Annotated in this window: 14 protein-coding genes; 5 read left to right on the top strand and 9 right to left on the bottom strand. The window is 72.6% G+C overall.

The annotated features are described in order from the left end of the window. Positions 1 to 56: 56 nt before the first annotated feature. Both ACFYUY_RS05030 and ACFYUY_RS05025 read left to right on the top strand, forming a co-directional pair. A complete protein-coding gene (locus ACFYUY_RS05030; protein WP_387898025.1) occupies positions 57 to 1,424 on the top strand; it encodes a hypothetical protein in 1,368 nt (455 codons plus the stop codon). 152 nt (positions 1,425 to 1,576) lie between these two features. After that, positions 1,577 to 1,798 carry a zinc ribbon domain-containing protein gene (locus tag ACFYUY_RS05025; protein ID WP_360222652.1) on the top strand — a complete coding sequence of 74 codons (222 nt, stop codon included), beginning with the start codon at positions 1,577 to 1,579 and terminating at the stop codon, positions 1,796 to 1,798. 222 nt (positions 1,799 to 2,020) lie between these two features. On the opposite strand, the gene ACFYUY_RS05020 is transcribed toward ACFYUY_RS05025, so the two are convergent. The 3 genes from ACFYUY_RS05020 to ACFYUY_RS05010 all read right to left on the bottom strand — a co-directional run bounded on the left by ACFYUY_RS05020 (position 2,021) and on the right by ACFYUY_RS05010 (position 6,993). Continuing rightward, the gene (locus tag ACFYUY_RS05020) at positions 2,021 to 2,875 is read right to left on the bottom strand and encodes an HAD family hydrolase (protein WP_387898022.1); all 855 of its coding nucleotides are present in this window, start codon (positions 2,873 to 2,875) and stop codon (positions 2,021 to 2,023) included. After that, the gene (locus ACFYUY_RS05015; protein ID WP_387898021.1) at positions 2,875 to 5,604 is read right to left on the bottom strand and encodes a phosphoribosyltransferase; all 2,730 of its coding nucleotides are present in this window, start codon (positions 5,602 to 5,604) and stop codon (positions 2,875 to 2,877) included. The genes ACFYUY_RS05020 and ACFYUY_RS05015 overlap by 1 nt, the downstream gene beginning before the upstream one ends. 192 nt (positions 5,605 to 5,796) lie before the next feature. Continuing rightward, positions 5,797 to 6,993, bottom strand: coding sequence for an HpcH/HpaI aldolase/citrate lyase family protein (locus ACFYUY_RS05010; protein ID WP_360222643.1), 1,197 nt, complete (start codon positions 6,991 to 6,993; stop codon positions 5,797 to 5,799). A 372-nt stretch (positions 6,994 to 7,365) separates the two neighbouring features. Here ACFYUY_RS05010 and ACFYUY_RS05005 point away from each other — a divergent pair, with 372 nt between their 5' ends. Continuing rightward, positions 7,366 to 8,616 (top strand): TerD family protein, encoded by a 1,251-nt coding sequence (locus tag ACFYUY_RS05005; RefSeq protein WP_387898018.1) that lies wholly within the window; start codon positions 7,366 to 7,368, stop codon positions 8,614 to 8,616. A gap of 150 nt (positions 8,617 to 8,766) precedes the next feature. Here the strand turns inward: ACFYUY_RS05005 and ACFYUY_RS05000 are convergent, their stop codons facing one another. Beyond that, the gene (locus ACFYUY_RS05000) at positions 8,767 to 9,516 is read right to left on the bottom strand and encodes a Tellurium resistance (protein WP_360222637.1); all 750 of its coding nucleotides are present in this window, start codon (positions 9,514 to 9,516) and stop codon (positions 8,767 to 8,769) included. Positions 9,517 to 9,863: 347 nt separating this feature from the next. Here ACFYUY_RS05000 and ACFYUY_RS04995 point away from each other — a divergent pair, with 347 nt between their 5' ends. After that, entirely contained in the window at positions 9,864 to 11,081 is a 1,218-nt protein-coding gene (locus tag ACFYUY_RS04995; RefSeq protein ID WP_360222634.1) for a DUF2637 domain-containing protein, read from the top strand. Positions 11,082 to 11,163: 82 nt separating this feature from the next. Here the strand turns inward: ACFYUY_RS04995 and ACFYUY_RS04990 are convergent, their stop codons facing one another. The 5 genes from ACFYUY_RS04990 to ACFYUY_RS04970 form a co-directional block, all read right to left on the bottom strand. Beyond that, entirely contained in the window at positions 11,164 to 12,258 is a 1,095-nt protein-coding gene (locus ACFYUY_RS04990) for a DUF475 domain-containing protein (RefSeq protein WP_360210003.1), read from the bottom strand. 149 nt (positions 12,259 to 12,407) lie between these two features. Next, positions 12,408 to 12,986, bottom strand: coding sequence for a TerD family protein (locus tag ACFYUY_RS04985; protein ID WP_360210005.1), 579 nt, complete (start codon positions 12,984 to 12,986; stop codon positions 12,408 to 12,410). Positions 12,987 to 13,200: 214 nt separating this feature from the next. Further along, positions 13,201 to 13,776: a TerD family protein gene (locus tag ACFYUY_RS04980; RefSeq protein ID WP_360210007.1), complete on the bottom strand. Its 576-nt coding sequence runs from the start codon at positions 13,774 to 13,776 to the stop codon at positions 13,201 to 13,203. A gap of 295 nt (positions 13,777 to 14,071) precedes the next feature. Then, entirely contained in the window at positions 14,072 to 14,530 is a 459-nt protein-coding gene (locus ACFYUY_RS04975; RefSeq protein ID WP_360210009.1) for a peroxiredoxin, read from the bottom strand. Positions 14,531 to 14,894: 364 nt separating this feature from the next. Then, positions 14,895 to 15,332 (bottom strand): DUF3052 domain-containing protein, encoded by a 438-nt coding sequence (locus ACFYUY_RS04970; RefSeq protein WP_360210011.1) that lies wholly within the window; start codon positions 15,330 to 15,332, stop codon positions 14,895 to 14,897. 516 nt (positions 15,333 to 15,848) lie between these two features. Here ACFYUY_RS04970 and aceE point away from each other — a divergent pair. Beyond that, the gene (aceE, locus tag ACFYUY_RS04965; RefSeq protein WP_360210013.1) at positions 15,849 to 18,599 is read left to right on the top strand and encodes a pyruvate dehydrogenase (acetyl-transferring), homodimeric type; all 2,751 of its coding nucleotides are present in this window, start codon (positions 15,849 to 15,851) and stop codon (positions 18,597 to 18,599) included. Positions 18,600 to 18,661 lie beyond the last annotated feature (62 nt).

The raw sequence follows: 18,661 nt of genomic DNA, 5'->3' as shown, positions 1-18,661 counted from the left end.
GTGGGGCGATCGGGAAGAATGGGGGTGGATCAGAGGGTCGGAGCAGGGAGCGCGCAGTGACGGTGGCCGGCGGGAGCGGGCGGGGGTGGCGTCGGGCGGGAAGTGCGCTGGCCGACGCGCTGGTGTTGCCGGTGGTGCTGGCGGGTGCGCTGGGTGCGGTGGGGTTGGCCTCGGCCGGGAGCGGTGGCTGGTGGGGTCGGCGCGGTGGGGACGGTGTGCGGGCGGAGGCCAAGGCGGCCCGGGACGCCGCGCAGGAGGCGTTCTACGAGCTGGACTCGACGCAGCGCGAGGTGCAGCTGGCGGTGGAGACGGTCCGGGCGGGTGAGGACGAGGCGGCGACCCGGCGGGCGCTGGCCGACCTGGAGGCGATCTCCGGCCGGGTGGACCAGGTCACCGTGAACTACCTGGGCGCCCTGGACGCGTACAACCTGGACGACGAGGCGCTGGACTCCGGTGCCGCGGCGCGGGCGCGGCGGCAGCTGGAGGACGTGAAGGGGCAGCTCGGGTCGGCCCGGGCGGAGCTGAACGACTTCCTGCAGCGGCTGCAGCCGGCCGTCGATCGGGCCGAGCAGCAGTTGATGCGGGTCGCCCCGGCGGTCGAGCAGGCGAAGCGGTCCCTGCTGGAGGCGAGCAACGCGCTGGACGCGGCGCGCGGGGCCGGCCTGCGGGCGGACGACCTGGCGGCCCGGCTGGCCGAACTGGCCCCGGAGTTGGGGCGGCTGAACGAGGGCCCGGCCCGGCACGGGGTGGCGGAGACGCTGCGTCGCGCGGACGGGGTGAAGCAGCGCGCGGAGGCGATCGCGGCGGATGCCGGGCAGTTGCCGGAGCGGGCCAGGGAGATCGACCGGCGGGTGGCCAGCCTGCGGACCCGGATCCAGGCGCTGGAGACGAAGGCGGAGACGGTCCAGCCGGCGCTGAGCGAGTTGCGCCGTCGGTTCAGCACGGCCTGCTGGCAGGACCTGCAGCGGGTGCCGGACCAGGTCGCGGAGACCGGCCGGGCGGCGGAGCGCAAGCTGGCGGAGGCCGCGCGGGCGCGGGACGAGCAGCGCTGGGCGGACGCGACGGGCGCGATCGGTACGGTGCGCGCGCTGCTGGACACGGCGGACGGTTCGGTGGTCGCGGTGAACGACCGGCTGCGGCAGTTGAACGAGGTGCAGCACGATCCGAGCCGCGAGGTCGAGCGGGCCCGCTTCGCGCTGCGTGACGCGCAACGGCTGGCGATGGCGGGCCGCAGCGCGCCGGACCCGCGGCACGCGGCGCCGCTGGACGAGGCGGTGGCGCGGCTGGACCGGGCGGTGGCCGTGCTGGAGGCGGCCGGCCGGCATCCCGACTACTGGCACTTCCTGACGGAGCTGGCGGGCGTGCGGGAGACCGCTGCCCGGGTGATCGACCTGATCCGCGGCGATCTCGGCGGTCACCGGTAGGACAAGGCAGCACGGGCAGGACGGCACGGCAGAACGGCACGGCGAGGCGGCAGGGGCCGAACCCGGAGGGGGAACCCGGGCGGAAGGGGAGCGGCCGGGCCGCTCCCGCGCAGGGCTCGGACAACAGGCCCGCCCCTGGGTACCCTGCGGGTATGCCACGCTACGACTTCCGCTGCCGCTCCTGCGGCGCCACCTTCGAGCTCCGTCGCCCGATGGCGCAGGCCAACGACCCCGCCGTCTGCCCGCAGGGCCACGAGGACACCGCGAAGCTGCTGTCCACCGTCGCCGTCACGGGCGCCGCTTCCGGCGGGGCCCCGCAGCAGGCCCCTTCCGGTGGTGGCGGGGGCTGCTGCGGCGGGGGGTGCTGCGGCTAGGGCGTGTCTTTCGGATCACGCCAGGCGGTCGCCGCCGGGGCACGCACCTCGCCGGCTTCTCGTCAGTCGCCGATGCTCCGCATGGACTCCCTCCTCGGCGCCGCCGATGCACGCACTCCAACGACGCCCGCTGATCCGACGTGATCCGAAAGACACGCCCTAGGACCCGAAACCCTCCCGTTCACCACCACCCCCGGCCCCCGATCTCCCGGCCCCGAGCCCTCAGCCCGCCACCGGGACGCCGCCGCGGACCCGGGTGAGGAAGCGCCGGACGATCTCCTCCCCCGCCGCCACCCCCACCTCGTCGAGGGCGGTGACGCCGGGGGCGGTCCAGCCGGAGTCGGCGAGTTCGCCGTGCCCGGGCCGCCAGGCGGCGTCGGCGGCGAGCAGCAGGTCGGCGTCGAGCAGTGAGTCGCCGGCGGCGAGGACGGTGGTCGCACCGGTGCGCCGGACGGCTTCGGCGAGGGCGGCGCTCTTGGTGAGCGGCGCCGGGACGGCGTACACCTTCCGCCCCTGGAGGGAGACCGTCCAGCCGCGTTCGGCGCACCAGCCGGTCAGCTCGTCGACCCAGCCCGCGGGCAGTTCGGCGCGTTCGACGACCAGGTAGGCGAAGAGCCCGTCGGCGGCGCGGCGCTTGTGGGTCCACTCCGGGGCCGCAGTCAGCGCGAGGTGGCGGACGACCTCGTCGAGCGGGGCGGAGCCGGCGGCGAGGCGCCCGGTGATCTCGGCGCGCCAGTCCTGGTCGGGCACGCCGTCGACGAGCAGCTGCCCGCCGTTGCTGCAGATCGCGTAGGCGGGGACCCAACCGGGCGTCGGGCCGGGCAGGTTGATCCGCTCGTACTGAGTGAGGGTGCGGGTGGTGGCGGGGACGAGGCAGGCCTCGCGGGCGAGGTCGACGAGCAGCGCGGCGGCCTGCTCCGTCATGAAGGAGAGCGCCTTGCCGTCGTGCACCTCGACGGAGAGCAGCCGCGGGGCGAGCCGGTCTGGCACGTCCAGGGCGAGGGCCCGGTTGGAGTAGATCAGCGTCCGGTCGAGGTCGCTGGCCACCAGCACCTCGGTCGCGACGTCGGTGTGCATCAGGACTCCTTCGTCAGAACGGCCCTACCGGAGGCTCCGGTCGCGCCTCGACTGTAGCGGGGGTGGATGAGGCCGACGCAGGTGTAGGGCAGGCCGTCGACCTCCTCGACCTCGACGCCGCGCTGGGCGGCGAGCAGCCGGACGTGGTCGAGGTCGGCGCCGGCACCGCGCCGGGCGAGCACGCGCCAGGGGACGCGGCGCAGCAGGACCCGGGTGGTCTCGCCGACGCCGGGCTTCACCAGGTTGACGTTGTCGATGCCGTACTCGCCGCTGATCCGCTCGACGGCGGCCCAGCCGGCCCAGTCGGGTGCGCGGTCGGGGTCGACGGCGAGCCGGTCGGCCGCGGCGACGGCTTCGGCGCGGACGGCGGCGAAGTGGTCGGCCACGGTGTCCAGGAAGGCGGCGGAGACGTCGGCGGTGCCGAGTTCGGCGTAGTGCTTGGCGCCGTGGAAGTCGTCCGGTCCGATCAGGCCGGGCCGCAGGACGGTGCGCGAGATCAGCCCGGAGACGGTGGAGTTGAGGCAGGCGGACGGGATCAGGAAGTCGTCCCGGGTGCCGTGGGTGCGCACGCAGCGGCCGGGGTCGGCGAGGACGGCGAGGTCCGGGTCGAAGCCGGTCCCGGCGAGGGCCTCGGCGAGTTCGCGGGTGATCGCGCCCTTGCCGGTCCAGCCGTCGACGAACACCACGTCGCCGGCCGGGTGGTGGGCGTCGAGGTAGCGCAGCGCGACCGGGTCGATGCCGCGGCCGCGGACGATCGAGACGGCGTAGTGCGGGGTGTCGACGCCGTGGGCGAAGGCGAGCCAGCGGCGGATCAGGATGCCGACGGGCGTGCCGGCCCGGGCCAGCGAGGCCAGCACCAGGCCGGGGCCGCGTTCGCGCAGCAGGGTCTCGGCGACGGTGCCGACGGCGAGCGCGATCCGGCGGGCGGAGCTGCGCAGCGCCTGGTGGAACAGCTCCTGGTACTCGGGGCTGGGCTGGTACTCGACCGGCAGCGACTCCGCGTAGTGGGCGCCGCCGTTCTGGACGGCCTCCTCCCGCTCCTCGGTGGGGGCTTCGAGCGGCACGTCGGAGAGGTCCTTGAGCAGCCAGGCGACCTCGTCGGGGCGGTAGGAGGAGAACGCCGGCCCTCGGAGGGGCGTCGGCAGCACCACGGGCGACGCCGGGACCGGCGGGGCAGCCAGGCTGGACGGGGCAGCCGGGCCGGACGCCGCAGCCGGCGCGGACGGGACAGCCGGGCTGGGCGCCACAGCCGGCACGGACGCCGCGACCAGGCCGGACGCCGCGCCCGGAACCGTCGGGCCACCCTGAACCGAGGAGGACGCCGGCCCCGCCGCGGACGGCCGGTGGGAGGGCAGCACCGCCAGCACCACCCGGTCGGTGACCTGCCGCAGCTGCCCGATCAGGGCGTGCTCGCCCTCGTGCAGCGCGGGCGTGTCGGCGACGTCGTCGACGACCAGCACGACGGCGTCGAAGCGGCGGGTCGGGTCGGCGCCGGGGGCGACGTTGTAGGCGTAGCGCTCCCGGGAGGCCCCGTCCTGCGGGTCGTCGTGGGCGGGGAAGGCGAGCCGGGTGCGGATGGCGTAGCCGGGGTCGTCGACCGCGAGGACCGGTGAGCGGGTGGTGGTGGAGTAGCGGACGCGGTCGCCGCCGAGCCGGTCGGCGAGGGCGTCGGCGAGGCGCAGCGGCGCGTACATCAGCTCCTCGAAGCCGAGGACGAGGACGCGCTCCGCCGTCGTGGGCAGTGCCGCGGCCAGCTGCTCGGCCAACCGGGGCAGGGCGGCGTCGAGCCGGGCGCGGTGCCGGGCGGTGAAGCCGTGCCGGCCGCCGTCCGGGAGTCCGGCGGGCCAGTCCAGGGCGGCCCGGACCAGCGGGGCCGGCCGGGGTGCCGGCGGGGCGGCCGGGGCCGGGCCGACCTCGGCGATCAGCCGCTCGGCGCGGTCCAGGATGTCGGCGGGGAGCCGGACGGCGCCGCTGGCGGTGGCCACCAGGTCGAGCCGGGCGCCGAGTTCGGCGGCGGTGCCGTCGAGCCGGTGCCGGTCCTCGGCCGAGCGGAGGTCGACCAGGGCGACGACGACGTAGTGGTCGCGCGGGTGGCGGGCGTGCAGGGCGCGGATCGTGTTGAGGACGGTCTGCCCGGTGGAGAACTCGTCGTCGACCAGCACCAGCGGGCCGTCTCCGGCGAGCAGGCCGGGGTCGTCGGGGAGGAGCAGGTGCGAGGTGGCGTGCGAGTGCTCCTCCTCGAAGCCGCCGAGCGGCGCCGTGCCGGGTACCGGGCGGCGGGTGGAGTGCAGGTAGGGGGCGTCGAGGCCGTCGGCGACGCTGTGGCCGAGGCCGGTGGCGGTCTCCGCGTAGCCGAGGACGACGGCTCGCGCGGCCGCCTCGGCGCCGAGCAGTTCGCGGACCCGGGCACCGAGTTCGAGTCCGGAGCGGTGGACGACCGAGGGCCGCTGCGGGACGTGCTTGCCGAGCACGGTGGAGACCAGCAGGTGGGCGCGCTTGCGGTTCTCGCGCAGGGCGAGGCCCACGAGTTCGGGGAGGCGGTCGGATCCGGTCAGGCCGATGCCGGCCCGGTCGGCGACCCACTGACCGGTCCACGTCTGCTGTGCTGTCACTGCTGGTCCTGCCTTCGGTGGTGCGGTTGCGGATCTGTGGGTCGTACGGACCTGGTGGGCCACTCGGACCTGCCAGGCCTTGCGGACCTGGTAGGTCCTACGGATCGAACAGCTCATCCGGATCAATCAGGTCGTCCGGGTCAATCGGGCGGTCCGCGTCAATCGGGCCATCCGGGCCAATCGGGCCGTCCGGAGCGAACGGGTCATTCGGATCAGCGGTCGAGCGCCCCGCGGCCCTCGCCGCGCGGCCCTCGCCCAGCGGCCCTCGCCCCGCGGGCGGACGCCCACGGCCGCGGGGCGCCGCCCGCCTCAGCCCCCGCACAGGCAGGCCGACAGCAGTTCCGCGAAGCTCACGTCCTCCCGGGCCACTCCGAACACCTCCGCCCGCAGCAGTACCCGTTCCGCCCAGGCGCGGTGCGGCCGGGCCTCGTTCATCTTGTTGGTGTACGCCGAGCGCAGTACCCCGCCGCCGTCCTGCTCCTGCCGGAGGATGTCCCGGGCGTCGCAGTACTCCTCGTGCGTGACCACGGAGAGTGCGTGCACCGCGGGGACGTGGCTGGGGTGGATGCAGGTCTTGCCGAGCAGGCCGTTGGCCCGGTCGAGTTCGACCTCCCTGATCAGCCCGTCCAGGTCGTGCTCGATGATCCGCCGCCGGACCTCCTCGCCGGAGGCGTGGTCGGTGCCGGAGGCCTCGGCGAAGGGAGTGCGGCGCAGTTGCGGTTTGAACATCCGCTCCTGGACCGGGAAGTACTCCCAGACCGGGCCGGTGACGGTGTACCCCGTGCCGTCGGCCCGGCCGAGCACGTTGACGACGTCGCCGATCACGGCGGCGACCAGCGCGACGTCGTACGCGGTGAGGTCGGGCGAGCGGCGCAGGCCGTACGCGGAGCAGAGGTCGGTCACGCCCAGGCGGACGGCGAGCACCCGCTCCCGGTGGGCGGCGAGCAGCTCCGCGATGCCGAACAGCTGCCCGCGGCGGGTCTCCAGGTGGGCGAGTTCGGGCGATTCGAGCACGGGCATGGCGAACAGCCGGCGCCCGGTGGCGGCCTCGGCCTCGGCCAGGGCGGTCAGGTAGGCGCCGCCACTCTCGGTGGTGAACTTCGGCAGGACGAAGCCGCTGAGCAGGTCGACGGCCGGCCCGAGCCGGCGGGCGAGGTCCGGGATCTGGGAGGCGGCCCGAACTCTGATGAAGAGCAGGGGGTGGCCATGTGTGCAGTCGGTGAAGTCCGTGACCAGATCATTCAACTGCTCGACCAGGTTGCGCTCCCCGGCGTCCACCTCGTGGTCGGCGATGGCGTCCTCCAGGCAGAGCACCATCGAGACCACCCCGCGAGCAGCCTGTTTGCGGACGTCCGCGGCCAGGGCGGGCCGGGTGGCGGGGCAGTAGAGGGTGCCGCCGAGGGCGGTCGCGAGGACCGCGGGCTCGCTCCGGGCGGTGAACGGCCTGGGTTCCTCCAGGAAGAGCCGGCCGCGTACGTCGTCGGCGAGGTGGCCGAAATGGCGCAAGGTGCTCTCCTCAGGATGGACGGGCTCCGGCCCGTTGCCGGGGCGTGCGGCGGCGCGGCGCGGCACCGGGTTCGGGCCGGACGGCACGGGGGTCGACCGGCTCGCCGGGCGCCGTGGTTCCCGGGTGCGCACCGGCGGATCCCCCTCCGCCGGACCCCCCGGGGGCCCTTCGACCGCCCATCGTACGGACGGGATCCGGCCGTCCGCGGTTCCGGGTCACTGAACTCTCGGAACATCTCCGTCCACTTCATCGATCGCGGGTGAAGTCCCGGCAAACCCCCGGCAAGCGCAAGTCTTGGCAAAGTCCGACGCGAGTCCGGCAACCCCGGTCACGTTGTCCGAAGGGGTGGCGAACGGGCAGGATGGTCCGCTATGACGCACGTGATGGCCAAGGGCGCCAACATCGCACTGCCGGCGGCGGCGGTCCGCGCCGTGCTGCGCTGGAGCGCCACGCCCGGTGCGCCGGACGTGGACGCGTCCGCGCTGCTGCTCGGAGCCGACGGCAAGGTCCGTTCGGATGCCGACTTCGTCTTCTACAACCAGCCCCGGCACCCGTCCGGCCTGGTCCGCCACCTGCCCAAGCAGCAGACCTCCGGCGGCGCCGAGATCATCGACACGGTCGAGGTCGAGCTGGCCAAGCTGCCCGCCGACGTGGACCGGGTGGTGCTGGCGGGCTCCTCCGAGGGCGGCCCGTTCCGGGCGGTGCCGGGGCTGCGCCTGCTGCTCTTCGACGCCGCGAGCGGTGACGGCGGGACGGCGCTCGCCCAGTTCGACATCAGCGACGGGGAGAACGTCACCGCCCTGGTCGCGGGCGAACTGTACCGCCGGGCCGGGGCCTGGAAGTTCCGGGCGATCGGCCAGGGCTACACCTCCGGGCTGATCGGCCTGGCCACCGACTTCGGTATCACGGTGGACGACGAGGCGGAGGGCGCCGCCTCCGGGGCGCCCACGGGGGCCCCCACGGCCGCGCCCGCCTCGACCGCCACGCCCACCGCCGCCCTCGACCCGCGCAGCACGCCGCTGCCCGACCCGCGTCCGGCCGCCCGGCCCGAGCCCGGCACCTTCACCCTGGCCCCGGCCGTCCCGCAGCCCTCGACCCCGCCCCAGGGCCAGGGTCAGGCCCAGGGCCGTCCGCAGACCACCGCCGCCGCGGGCCAGGCGCCGACCCCGCCGCCGCCCACCGCCCCGCCGACCGTGACTCCGCCGCCGACCGCGCCACCGGCCATGCCGACGGCACCGCCGACGCCTCCGCCCGCGCCTCCGGGCCACCAGCCCGGCACCGGCTACGGCTACCCCCAGCCGCCGCAGGCCCCGTCCGGCGCCGGCTACGGCTATCCGCAGCAGCACTCCGCCCCGCCCCCGCAGGGCACCGGCTACGGGTATCCGCAGCCCACCCCCCAGCAGTACCCGCCGCAGGCCGGCACGGGCTACGGATACCCGCAGCAGCAGCCCGCCCCGCCGCAGCAGGGCACGGGGTACGGGTACCCGCACCAGCAACAGCACGCCCAGCCCCCGGCTCAGCCGCCGGCCCAGGCCCAGGGCCAGGGCCAGGGCCAGGGCCAGCCCTCCGCCGGCGAGGACTTCGCCCTGCCGCCACAGGGCCCGCAGTTCCAGCCGCGCTGACCGGACCGCCTCACTCACCACACGGCCGCGCGGACCACACGGCCGCACGGGGCTCGCCCGGCGGGATCCGCCGGCCGGCCCCGGCCCCCGGTCCGCCCCCCGGTCCGGGCCCGGCAGCGGGGCACCACCGGGCCGCCCCGGCCCGCCGGACTACTCCGCGCCGCCCGACTCGCCCTTGTAGCCGCGCTGCCACTGCATCCCGAACCCGTACAGCCGGTCGATGTCCGCCTGGAAGCCGTTGACGTACCGCACCTCCCGGCGCACCGTCAGCTGGTTGTCCCCGGCGTTCTCGATCAGCACCACCGCGCAGGAGCGCGCCGCCCGGGCCCGCTCGTCCAGCTTGATCTCGATCCGCGGCCCGGTCTGCGGCACGATCGTCACCACCGCGTGCGACTGCTCGAAGGCCGGCGTCCCGTCGTAGATGTAGACGAAGATCAGCAGCCGCTTGAACTTGTCCTTCTTCTCCAGGTTGACGTACATCGTCTCGCCGGAGGGCGCCCCGTACTGGTCGTCGCCGCTGAGCTTGATGTACGGCGGCTGCCGGAGGTCGCCGAAGTAGCCGCCGAGCGGCTGCACCACCCCGCTGCTGCCGTCGGACAGTTCGTACATGCAGGCCAGGTCGAGGTCGACGTTGACCTGCTCGTTCTGGGTTGTGTCCGGCTCCAGCGGGCTGAGGATGCGCGGGCTGAAGAAGCGTTTGATCCGCTCGCCGCCGCTCGGGCGGACGGCTCCGGAGCGGGTGGTCCAGTGCAGGTTGACGTAGAGGTATCCGGTGGTGGCCGCGGACCCGGTGATCGCGTGCTGCGGGGTCGACTTGGTGAGTATGACCTTGTGCTGACCGCCGGGGTTGTCGAAGGTGTAGTTGCGCTCCCCGCGCAGGTACTCCCAGATCGAGACCATCCCGTCCTCTCCCCCTTTCCCGTCAGGCGTTCTGACGGGGCGCCGTTCCATGATCGGGCATCAGCCCGGCCGCCGGATACCCGAACCGTCCTTTCCCCTACCCCAAAGCGCCGCCCGGCGCTCACCCTCGGGCCGATTGGCCGGGGAAGCCGCCCTCCCGTAACATGCGGCCCCCTCGGACGCGATATCGTCTAGCCGCACAGGTGTCCCGTCCCGTCCTGCGCGGGCGCGGTGGGCACGCCGTGCGGCGACGAACGATCCGTCAGGCGGCCCAGGCACCAAGGGAGCTGGCCGCCTGTGTCGCTCCGTGAACCCGTCCCCTGCGGAAACCCGAGGCCCGACCCGCAATGAACCTGACCTCCATACAGCTGGTCTGGACCGTCGTCGGAGGCGCAGCCCTGCTGTTCGTCGCCGTGCTGGTGGCGACGCTGCGTTTCAAGAACACGAAGAAGGAGGAGGCCGGCGACTCCTGGGAGCGCAGTGAGGAGCGGCGGCGGCGCAAGGAGATGATCTACGGCATCTCCTCCTACACGCTGCTGTTCTGCTGCGCCGGCGTCGCGGCCGCGCTCTCCTTCCACGGCCTGGTCGGATTCGGCAAGGAGAACCTGGGGCTCTCCAACGGCTGGGAGTACCTCGTCCCGTTCGGCCTGGACGGCGCCGCGATGTTCTGCTCGGTGCTCGCGGTGCGCGAGGCCAGCCACGGTGACGCCGCGCTCGGTTCGCGCCTGCTGGTCTGGGTGTTCGCGATCGCCTCGGCCTGGTTCAACTGGGTGCACGCCCCGCGCGGCGTGTCGCACGACGGTGCCCCGCAGTTCTTCTCCGGCATGTCGATCTCGGCGGCCATCCTGTTCGACCGGGCGCTGAAGCAGACCCGCAAGGCCGCGCTGCGCGAGCAGGGCCTCGTGCCGCGCCCGCTGCCGCAGATCCGGATCGTCCGCTGGCTGCGCGCCCCGCGCGAGACCTACGCGGCCTGGTCGCTGATGCTGCTGGAGAACGTCCGCAGCCTGGACGAGGCGGTCGAGGAGGTGCGCGAGGAGCGTCAGGCGAAGCTGGACGCCAAGGCCCGCGCCCGCACCGCCGACCGTCGCGAGCGGGCCGAGCTGAAGGCCATCTCCCGCCAGGGCGGCATGCTGACCCGGGCCCGCGGCGGCCGCCAGGTGCCGGCGCTGACGGCGGCCGGAGACGGCCCGACCGCTACGGAGCCTGCCCTAGCGGCCGAGTCGGACACCGCCTCCCCGCGCCAGTCCGCCTCCGCGGCGCTCGAGTCGACCCCCTCGGGCGCCCTGGACGCCGGCCGCCGCCCGCGTGCCGCCGTCGGCTCGTCCTACTCCTCCTCGTCCTACTCCTCGTCGTCGTCCTACTCGTCCTCCTCGTCCTACGAGTCGGGTTCGTCCTACGACTCGGGTTCCTACTCCTCGGGCTCGTCGTACTCCTCGGGCACCGAGAAGGGCTCGTCCCAGCGCGGCTCGACCGTCGACCTGACGGCGGACGACGACACCCTCTCGATGCCGAAGCTGGACTCGCTGGAGCGCAAGCTGCGCGCCATCGAGCAGCAGCTCGGCTGAGGACCACGCACCACACCGCACGCGCGAAGGCCGCCCCCGGGAGTCCCGGGGGCGGCCTTCGCGCGTGCGGTGTGCCGAACGACTACTGGTCGCTGCTCACCAGTTCGTGGTCGTCGTCCGACCCCTCGCGCCGGTTGCGCAGGATCGAGGAGCCGAGCGCCAGCCCGATGAACGCCACGCCGATCAGGCCGGTGACGATCTCCGGGATGTGGTACTTGATCCCGACCATCAGGATCACGGCCAGGGCGCCGATCGCGTAGTGCGCGCCGTGCTCCAGGTAGACGTAGTCGTCCAGGGTGCCCTTGCGGACCAGGAAGACGGTCAGCGAGCGGATGTACATCGCGCCGATGCCGAGGCCCAGGGTGATCTGGAAGATGTCGCTGGAGATGGCGAACGCGCCGACCACGCCGTCGAAGGAGAACGAGGCGTCCAGGACCTCCAGGTAGAGGAAGAGGAAGAACGCGGCCTTGCCGCCGACCTGGACGATCGACTTGCCGCTCTTCTCGGCCTCCTCCTCGCGCTCGGCCTCCTCCTCCAGGCCCGCCTCGAAGACGGAGGAGAGCCCGCCGACCACGAGGTAGGTGATCATGCCGAGGACACCGGCGAGCAGAACGGTCTCCGCGTGCTCCCCGGCGAAGAAGTTGGAGGCCAGCACCAGGGTGACCAGCGCGACGACCACGGAGAAGGCGTCCAGCTTGCCGACCTTCTCGAGCGGGCGCTCGATCCAGGCCAGCCAGTTGTGCTCCTTCTCCTCGAACACGAAGTCGAGGAAGATCATCAGCAGGAACACGCCGCCGAAGGCCGCGATGGCGGGGTTGGCCGCCTCCAGGTACTGGCCGTAGGTGAGGCCCTCGTACGTCTTGTCGGAGTGCAGCGCGAGGTCGATGACCGTGCTGGGGTTGAGCTGGGCGGTGAGGCCGACGACCAGCAGCGGGAAGACCAGGCGCATGCCGAAGACGGCGATGAGCACGCCCACCGTCAGGAAGATCTTCTGCCAGTACGGGTTCATCCGCTTCAACACCGTGGCGTTGACCACCGCGTTGTCGAACGACAGGGAGATCTCCAGGATGGAGAGGATCAGCACGATGCCGAATCCTTGGGCCCCCCAGAGCAGTCCGGCCGCGATCAGGCCGATGACGGTGATCGCGAACGACCAGCCGAAAGTGCGGAGGAACACGGGACTTGGTTACCTTTCGGGTTCGGGCCGTGCCGGGGGTCGGCCTCGTCCCGAGACGCCCTGACCGGGCCCGGCCCGGTCAGGTCACCCCCGCACTGCCCTCTGTTCTCATGATCGTTGGTTGGGTGCGATCGTTCTGATTTTCGCCCTTACTGTACGTTCACTCCGAAATCGAGCGCGATGCCGCGCAGGCCGGAGGCGTACCCCTGGCCCACCGCGCGGAACTTCCACTCGCCCGCGTAGCGGTACAGCTCGCCGAAGATCATCGCGGTCTCGCTGGACGCGTCCTCGGACAGGTCGTAGCGCGCGATCTCCTGGCCGTCCAGGGAGTTGGCGACCCGGATGTAGGCGTTGCGGACCTGCCCGAAGTTCTGCAGCCGGGCCTCGGCGTCGTAGATCGACACCGCGAAGACGACCCTGTCCGCCTGGGCCGGGACGAGGTCCAGGTTGACCAGGACCACCTCGTCGTCGCCGGTGTCGTCGCCGCCGGTGAGGTTGTCGCCGGTGTGCTCGACCGAGCCCTCGGGGCTCTTGAGGTTGTTGTAGAACACGAAGTACTCGTCACCGAGCACCCGGCCGCCGCCGCAGATCAGGGCGCTCGCGTCGAGGTCGAACGGTGCGCCCGTGGTCGAACGGGCGGACCAGCCGAGGCCGATCTGGACCTGCGTCAGGTTCGGCGCGGCCTTGGTGAGCGAAACGTTCCCGCCCTTGGCGAGCGTGACCACCATGACTGTTCTTCCTCCCTTGCCTTCTCCCGGGGCGCGCCTACAAGGTGTAGTCCCCCGAGACCCCGGCCGGCCCCGTTTGGCCGGCTGAACTTCCTGAACTCACATCCTCCCAGCGCGCGGCGCCGGGACGGAACGGGGGCGGCCCCGGACCGGGAAGGTCCGGGGCCGCCCCTCGCACGGCGGGCCGGTCGGCAGACCGGCGGCTGCCGTCCGGTCAGACGTTGACGCCGAAGTCCTGGGCGATGCCGCGCAGGCCGGAGGCGTAGCCCTGGCCGATGGCCCGGAACTTCCACTCGGCGCCGTTGCGGTACAGCTCGCCGAAGACCATCGCGGTCTCGGTGGAGGCGTCCTCGGAGAGGTCGTAGCGGGCCAGCTCCACGTTGTCGGCCTGGTTGATCACGCGGATGAACGCGTTGCGCACCTGGCCGAAGTTCTGTCCGCGGCTCTCGGCGTCGTAGATCGAGACCGGGAAGACGATCTTCTGCACGTCGGCCGGGACGCCGGCCAGGTTGACCTTGATCGCCTCGTCGTCACCCTCGCCCTCACCGGTGCGGTTGTCACCGGTGTGCTCGACCGAGCCCTCGGGGCTCTTCAGGTTGTTGAAGAAGACGAAGTTCCCGTCCGAGGCGACCTTGCCCTGGTCGTTGCAGAGCAGCGCGCTGGCGTCCAGGTCGAAGTCCGTCCCGGTGGTCGTCCGGACGTCCCAGCCCAGGCCGACGACCACGGCCACGAGGCCCGGAGCCTCCTTGGTGAGCGAGACATTGCCGCCCTTGCTCAGGCTGACACCCACTTGTCCTCCAAGATTCGGGAGGCACGCCCTGGTGCCCCCGGCGGTGCGGTTCGAGGCGCCGGCCGGCGAACGGCTCACGTGCCCTGTCCGGCCAACGGACCGAGCGTAGTGCGCGGTTCCCGTCCGGACCCGCGAACGGGCCCGGCGCGGCCGTTCGAAGTTCGGCCGGGCCGGGCCCGGAGGCGGTCGCGCGGGCGTCCGAGCGCGGGCATCGGAACGCGGGCGTCCGAGCGCAGGCGTCAGAGCGCGGGCATCCGAACGCGGGCATCCGAGCGCAGGCGTCAGAGCGCGGGCGTCAGAGCGCGGCGAGCGCCGCCAGGTACTCCTGCACGTCCCGGGCGTCCGGGAGGTCGTTGACGACGCTCCAGCGCACCACGCCGGCCCTGTCGATCACGAAGGTGCCGCGCAGCGCGCAGCCCTTCTCCTCGTCGAGCACGCCGTAGGCGCGGGCGACCTCGCCGTGCGGCCAGAAGTCGGCGAGCAGCGGGTACTCCAGGCCCTCCCGGTCGGCGAAGACCCGCTGGCCGAACTGCGAGTCGACCGAGACGCCGAGCACCTGGACGTCGTCGTTCTGCAGGCGCGGCAGCTCCCGCTGGATCGCGCCCAGCTCGCCGGTGCAGACGCCGGTGAAGGCGAACGGGTAGAAGACCAGGACCACGTCGCGCAGGCCCCGGAAGTCGGAGAGCCGGACGGTTTCGCCGTGCTGGTTGTTGAGCTCGAAGTCCGGAGCCTCGGTGCCGACCTCGACGGCCATGACGTGACCTTTCTGACGCGACCGGGCCGCGCGCAGCGCGCGACCAGCGCCATCCTCGCATCCGTCCGGGTGCGTTCCGCCGAACGGATGAGGGCGGGGCTCCCGGGCCGCCCGGCTTTCGCCCTGGGCGAACGCCGCGAAGGGTGCGATCCACCCGACCCGCCGTGGCGCACCGCCACCTCGCCGCCCGGATTCGTCACCCTGCGTCACCGATGCGGGCCGGCCCCCGTCGGTCCCGGGTGACCCACCGGGCCGGCCGGGCCCACGGGGCCCGCCCCGGCCACCCCGGGCCGCCACGGCAAAGGACCGGGCCCCGCCGGAGGAGGTCCTCCGGCGGGGCCCGGTGCGGGGCTTCAGGGCCCGCTCAGCGCTTGCCGCCCTTGGCGGTGGACTTGGTGGCGAGGCGGGTGGCCGCCCAGTCCTTGGCGATCGCGATCGAGCTGGTCTGGGAGAGGCCGGCGGTGCGGGCGGCGTCCGCGATGTCGGAGGCCTCGATGTGACCGTCACGGCCGGTCTTGGGCGTGAGCAGCCAGATCAGGCCGCCCTCGGCCAGGTACTCCAGGGCGTCGACGAGGGCGTCGGTGAGGTCCCCGTCGTCGTCGCGGTGCCACAGCAGGACGGCGTCGGCGACGTCGTCGTAGTCCTCGTCGACGAGATCCGTCCCGGTGAGCTCCTCGATGCCCTCGCGGAGATCCTGGTCAGTGTCTTCGTCGTACCCCAGCTCCTGGATGATCTGGCCCTCTTCGAAGCCGAGTCGGGTCGCCGGGTTGGACTTGTCCGCGGGGTCCGCGGTCGCGCTCACGGGAATAACCTCCAGTATTCGGCTCGGCGTCCATGCCGAGGCTGTGGCCGTAGTCCACACGGGCGCGGCGGTTCGCGCAAGTACCCGACCCCCGATCCCCCCCAAAGGTTGACGTGTCGAAGCGGGACACGCCGGTCGAGGTGGCGCGAATCACACCGATTTGCCCTTCTCTGCGTGGGACAAGGATGCTTCGGGTGGTCCCGGCCCACAGGCCGTACTCATGCCCGAGATGCGAACGGCATTCGGGTCCGCGCGTGCGCGGGCGTAGAGTCTCCTGTTGGCCCTCACCCCGGCCGCCCGCCATCGGGCGGACGGGAAACCAGGTCGGACCACCTCTTTTCGTAACACCCGGGGGTGTGCGGGGCGGGCGATGACGCCCGGACCGCACGCCGCCAGACCGTCCCGCCCACCAGGCGGAACGGTTACCGATCGGTAGAGATGACGGATCTCCGAGCGCGGTAGCACGATGGAGGCGGCGCGACACACCTCAGTTTCGACCGACAGTGAAGGAACAGCGTGGCTTCCGGATCCGATCGCAACCCGATCATCATTGGCGGCCTTCCGAGTCAGGTCCCGGACTTCGATCCCGAGGAGACCGCGGAATGGCTGGAGTCGCTTGACGCGGCCATCGACGAGCGGGGGCGCGAGCGTGCCCGCTACCTGATGCTCCGCCTGATCGAGCGCGCCCGCGAGAAGCGTGTCGCCGTGCCCGAGATGCGCAGCACGGACTACGTCAACACCATCGCCACCAAGGACGAGCCGTTCTTCCCGGGCAACGAGGAGATCGAGCGCAGGATCCTCAACGCGACCCGGTGGAACGCGGCCGTCATGGTCTCCCGGGCGCAGCGCCCCGGCATCGGCGTCGGCGGGCACATCGCCACCTTCGCCTCCTCCGCGTCGCTCTACGACGTCGGCTTCAACTACTTCTTCCGCGGCAAGGACGCCGAGGGCGAGTCCGGCGACCAGATCTTCTTCCAGGGCCACGCCTCCCCCGGCATCTACGCCCGCGCCTTCCTCCTGGACCGACTCACCGAGCAGCAGCTCGACGCGTTCCGCCAGGAGAAGTCGAAGGCGCCGTACGGCCTGTCCAGCTACCCGCACCCGCGGCTGATGCCGGACTTCTGGGAGTTCCCGACCGTCTCGATGGGCCTCGGCCCCCTCGGCGCGATCTACCAGGCCCGGATGAACCGCTACCTGGAGCACCGCGGCATCAAGGACACCTCCGACTCGCAGGTGTACGCCTTCCTCGGCGACGGCGAGATGGACGAGCCGGAGTCGCTGGGCCAGCTGTCGCTCGCCGCGCGCGAGGGCCTCGACAACCTGACCTTCGTGGTCAACTGCAACCTGCAGCGCCTGGACGGGCCGGTCCGCGGCAACGGCAAGATCATCCAGGAGCTGGAGTCCCAGTTCCGGGGCGCCGGCTGGAACGTGATCAAGCTGGTCTGGGACCGCAGCTGGGACCCGCTGCTCGCGCAGGACCGCGACGGCGTCCTGGTCAACAAGCTGAACACCACGGTGGACGGCCAGTTCCAGACCTACGCCACCGAGACCGGCCAGTACATCCGCGAGCACTTCTTCGGCAGCGACCTTCGCCTGCGCAAGATGGTCGAGAGCATGACCGACCAGCAGATCCAGCACCTGGGTCGCGGCGGCCACGACCACAAGAAGATCTACGCGGCGTTCAAGGCGGCCCGCGAGCACAAGGGCCAGCCGACGGTCATCCTGGCCCAGACGGTCAAGGGCTGGACCCTCGGCCCCAACTTCGAGGGCCGCAACGCCACGCACCAGATGAAGAAGCTGACGGTCGAGGACCTGAAGCGCTTCCGCGACCGGCTGCACCTGCCGATCACCGACAAGCAGCTCGAGGAGGGCTACCCGCCCTACTACCACCCGGGCCGCGACTCGGAGGAGATCCAGTACATGCACGACCGCCGGCAGGAGCTCGGCGGCTACGTGCCCACCCGCAAGGTGCGCCCGCGCCAGCTGGAGCTGCCCGGCGACGACGCCTACAAGGCGGTCAAGAAGGGGTCCGGCAACCAGACCATCGCCACCACCATGGCGTTCGTCCGGGTGCTCAAGGACCTCATGCGGGACAAGGGCATCGGCAACCGCTTCGTGCCGATCGCGCCCGACGAGTACCGCACCTTCGGCATGGACTCGCTCTTCCCGTCGGCGAAGATCTACAACCCGCTCGGCCAGACCTACGAGTCGGTCGACCGCGACCTCCTGCTCGCGTACAAGGAGTCGCCGAAGGGCCAGATGCTGCACGACGGCATCTCCGAGGCCGGCTGCACCGCCTCGCTGATCGCCGCCGGTTCGTCCTACGCCACCCACGGCGAGCCGCTGATCCCGGTCTACGTCTTCTACTCGATGTTCGGGTTCCAGCGCACCGGCGACCAGTTCTGGCAGATGGCCGACCAGCTGGCCCGCGGCTTCGTGATCGGCGCCACCGCCGGCCGCACCACGCTGACCGGTGAGGGCCTGCAGCACGCCGACGGCCACTCGCAGCTGCTCGCCTCGACCAACCCGGGCGTCGTCGCGTACGACCCCGCGTACGGCTTCGAGATCGCGCACATCGTCCAGGACGGTCTCCGCCGGATGTACGGCTCCAGCGCCGAGCACCCGCACGGCGAGGACGTGTTCTACTACATGACCGTCTACAACGAGCCGATCAAGATGCCGGCCGAGCCCGAGAACGTGGACGTCGAGGGCATCCTGAAGGGTCTGCACAAGTACGCGCCGGCCACCGCCGGCCAGATCCCGGCCCAGATCCTCGCCTCCGGCGTGGCCGTGCCGTGGGCCCTGGAGGCCCAGCGCATCCTCGCCGAGGAGTGGAACGTCAAGGCCGACGTCTGGTCCGCGACCTCCTGGAACGAGCTGCGCCGCGACGCGGTGGAGGCCGAGGAGTTCAACCTGCTGCACCCCGAGGAGCAGCAGCGCGTGCCGTACGTCACCCAGAAGCTCCAGGGTGCCGAGGGCCCGGTCGTCGCGGTGTCCGACTGGATGCGCGCCGTGCCGGACCAGATCTCCCGCTGGGTGCCGGGCCAGTACCAGTCGCTGGGCGCCGACGGCTTCGGCTTCGCCGACACCCGGGGCGCGGCCCGACGCTTCTTCCACATCGACGCGCAGTCGGTCGTCCTGGCCGTGCTCACCGAGCTCGCCAAGCAGGGCCGGATCGACCGCAGCGCCCTGAAGGACGCGATCGACCGCTACCAGCTGCTCGACGTGACGGCGGCCGACCCGGGCGCCGCCGGCGGCGACGCCTGATCCGCGGCTAGGCACGCGCCGACAGGCGCTGAGGGGCCGGACTCCCGTACGGGGGTCCGGCC

It is taken from the genome of Kitasatospora sp. NPDC004745 (genome assembly GCF_042873275.1).
Lineage (GTDB): Bacteria > Actinomycetota > Actinomycetes > Streptomycetales > Streptomycetaceae > Kitasatospora.
Note: the sequence above shows the minus strand (reverse complement) of the source record. Positions and strands in the feature narration are given on the sequence as shown.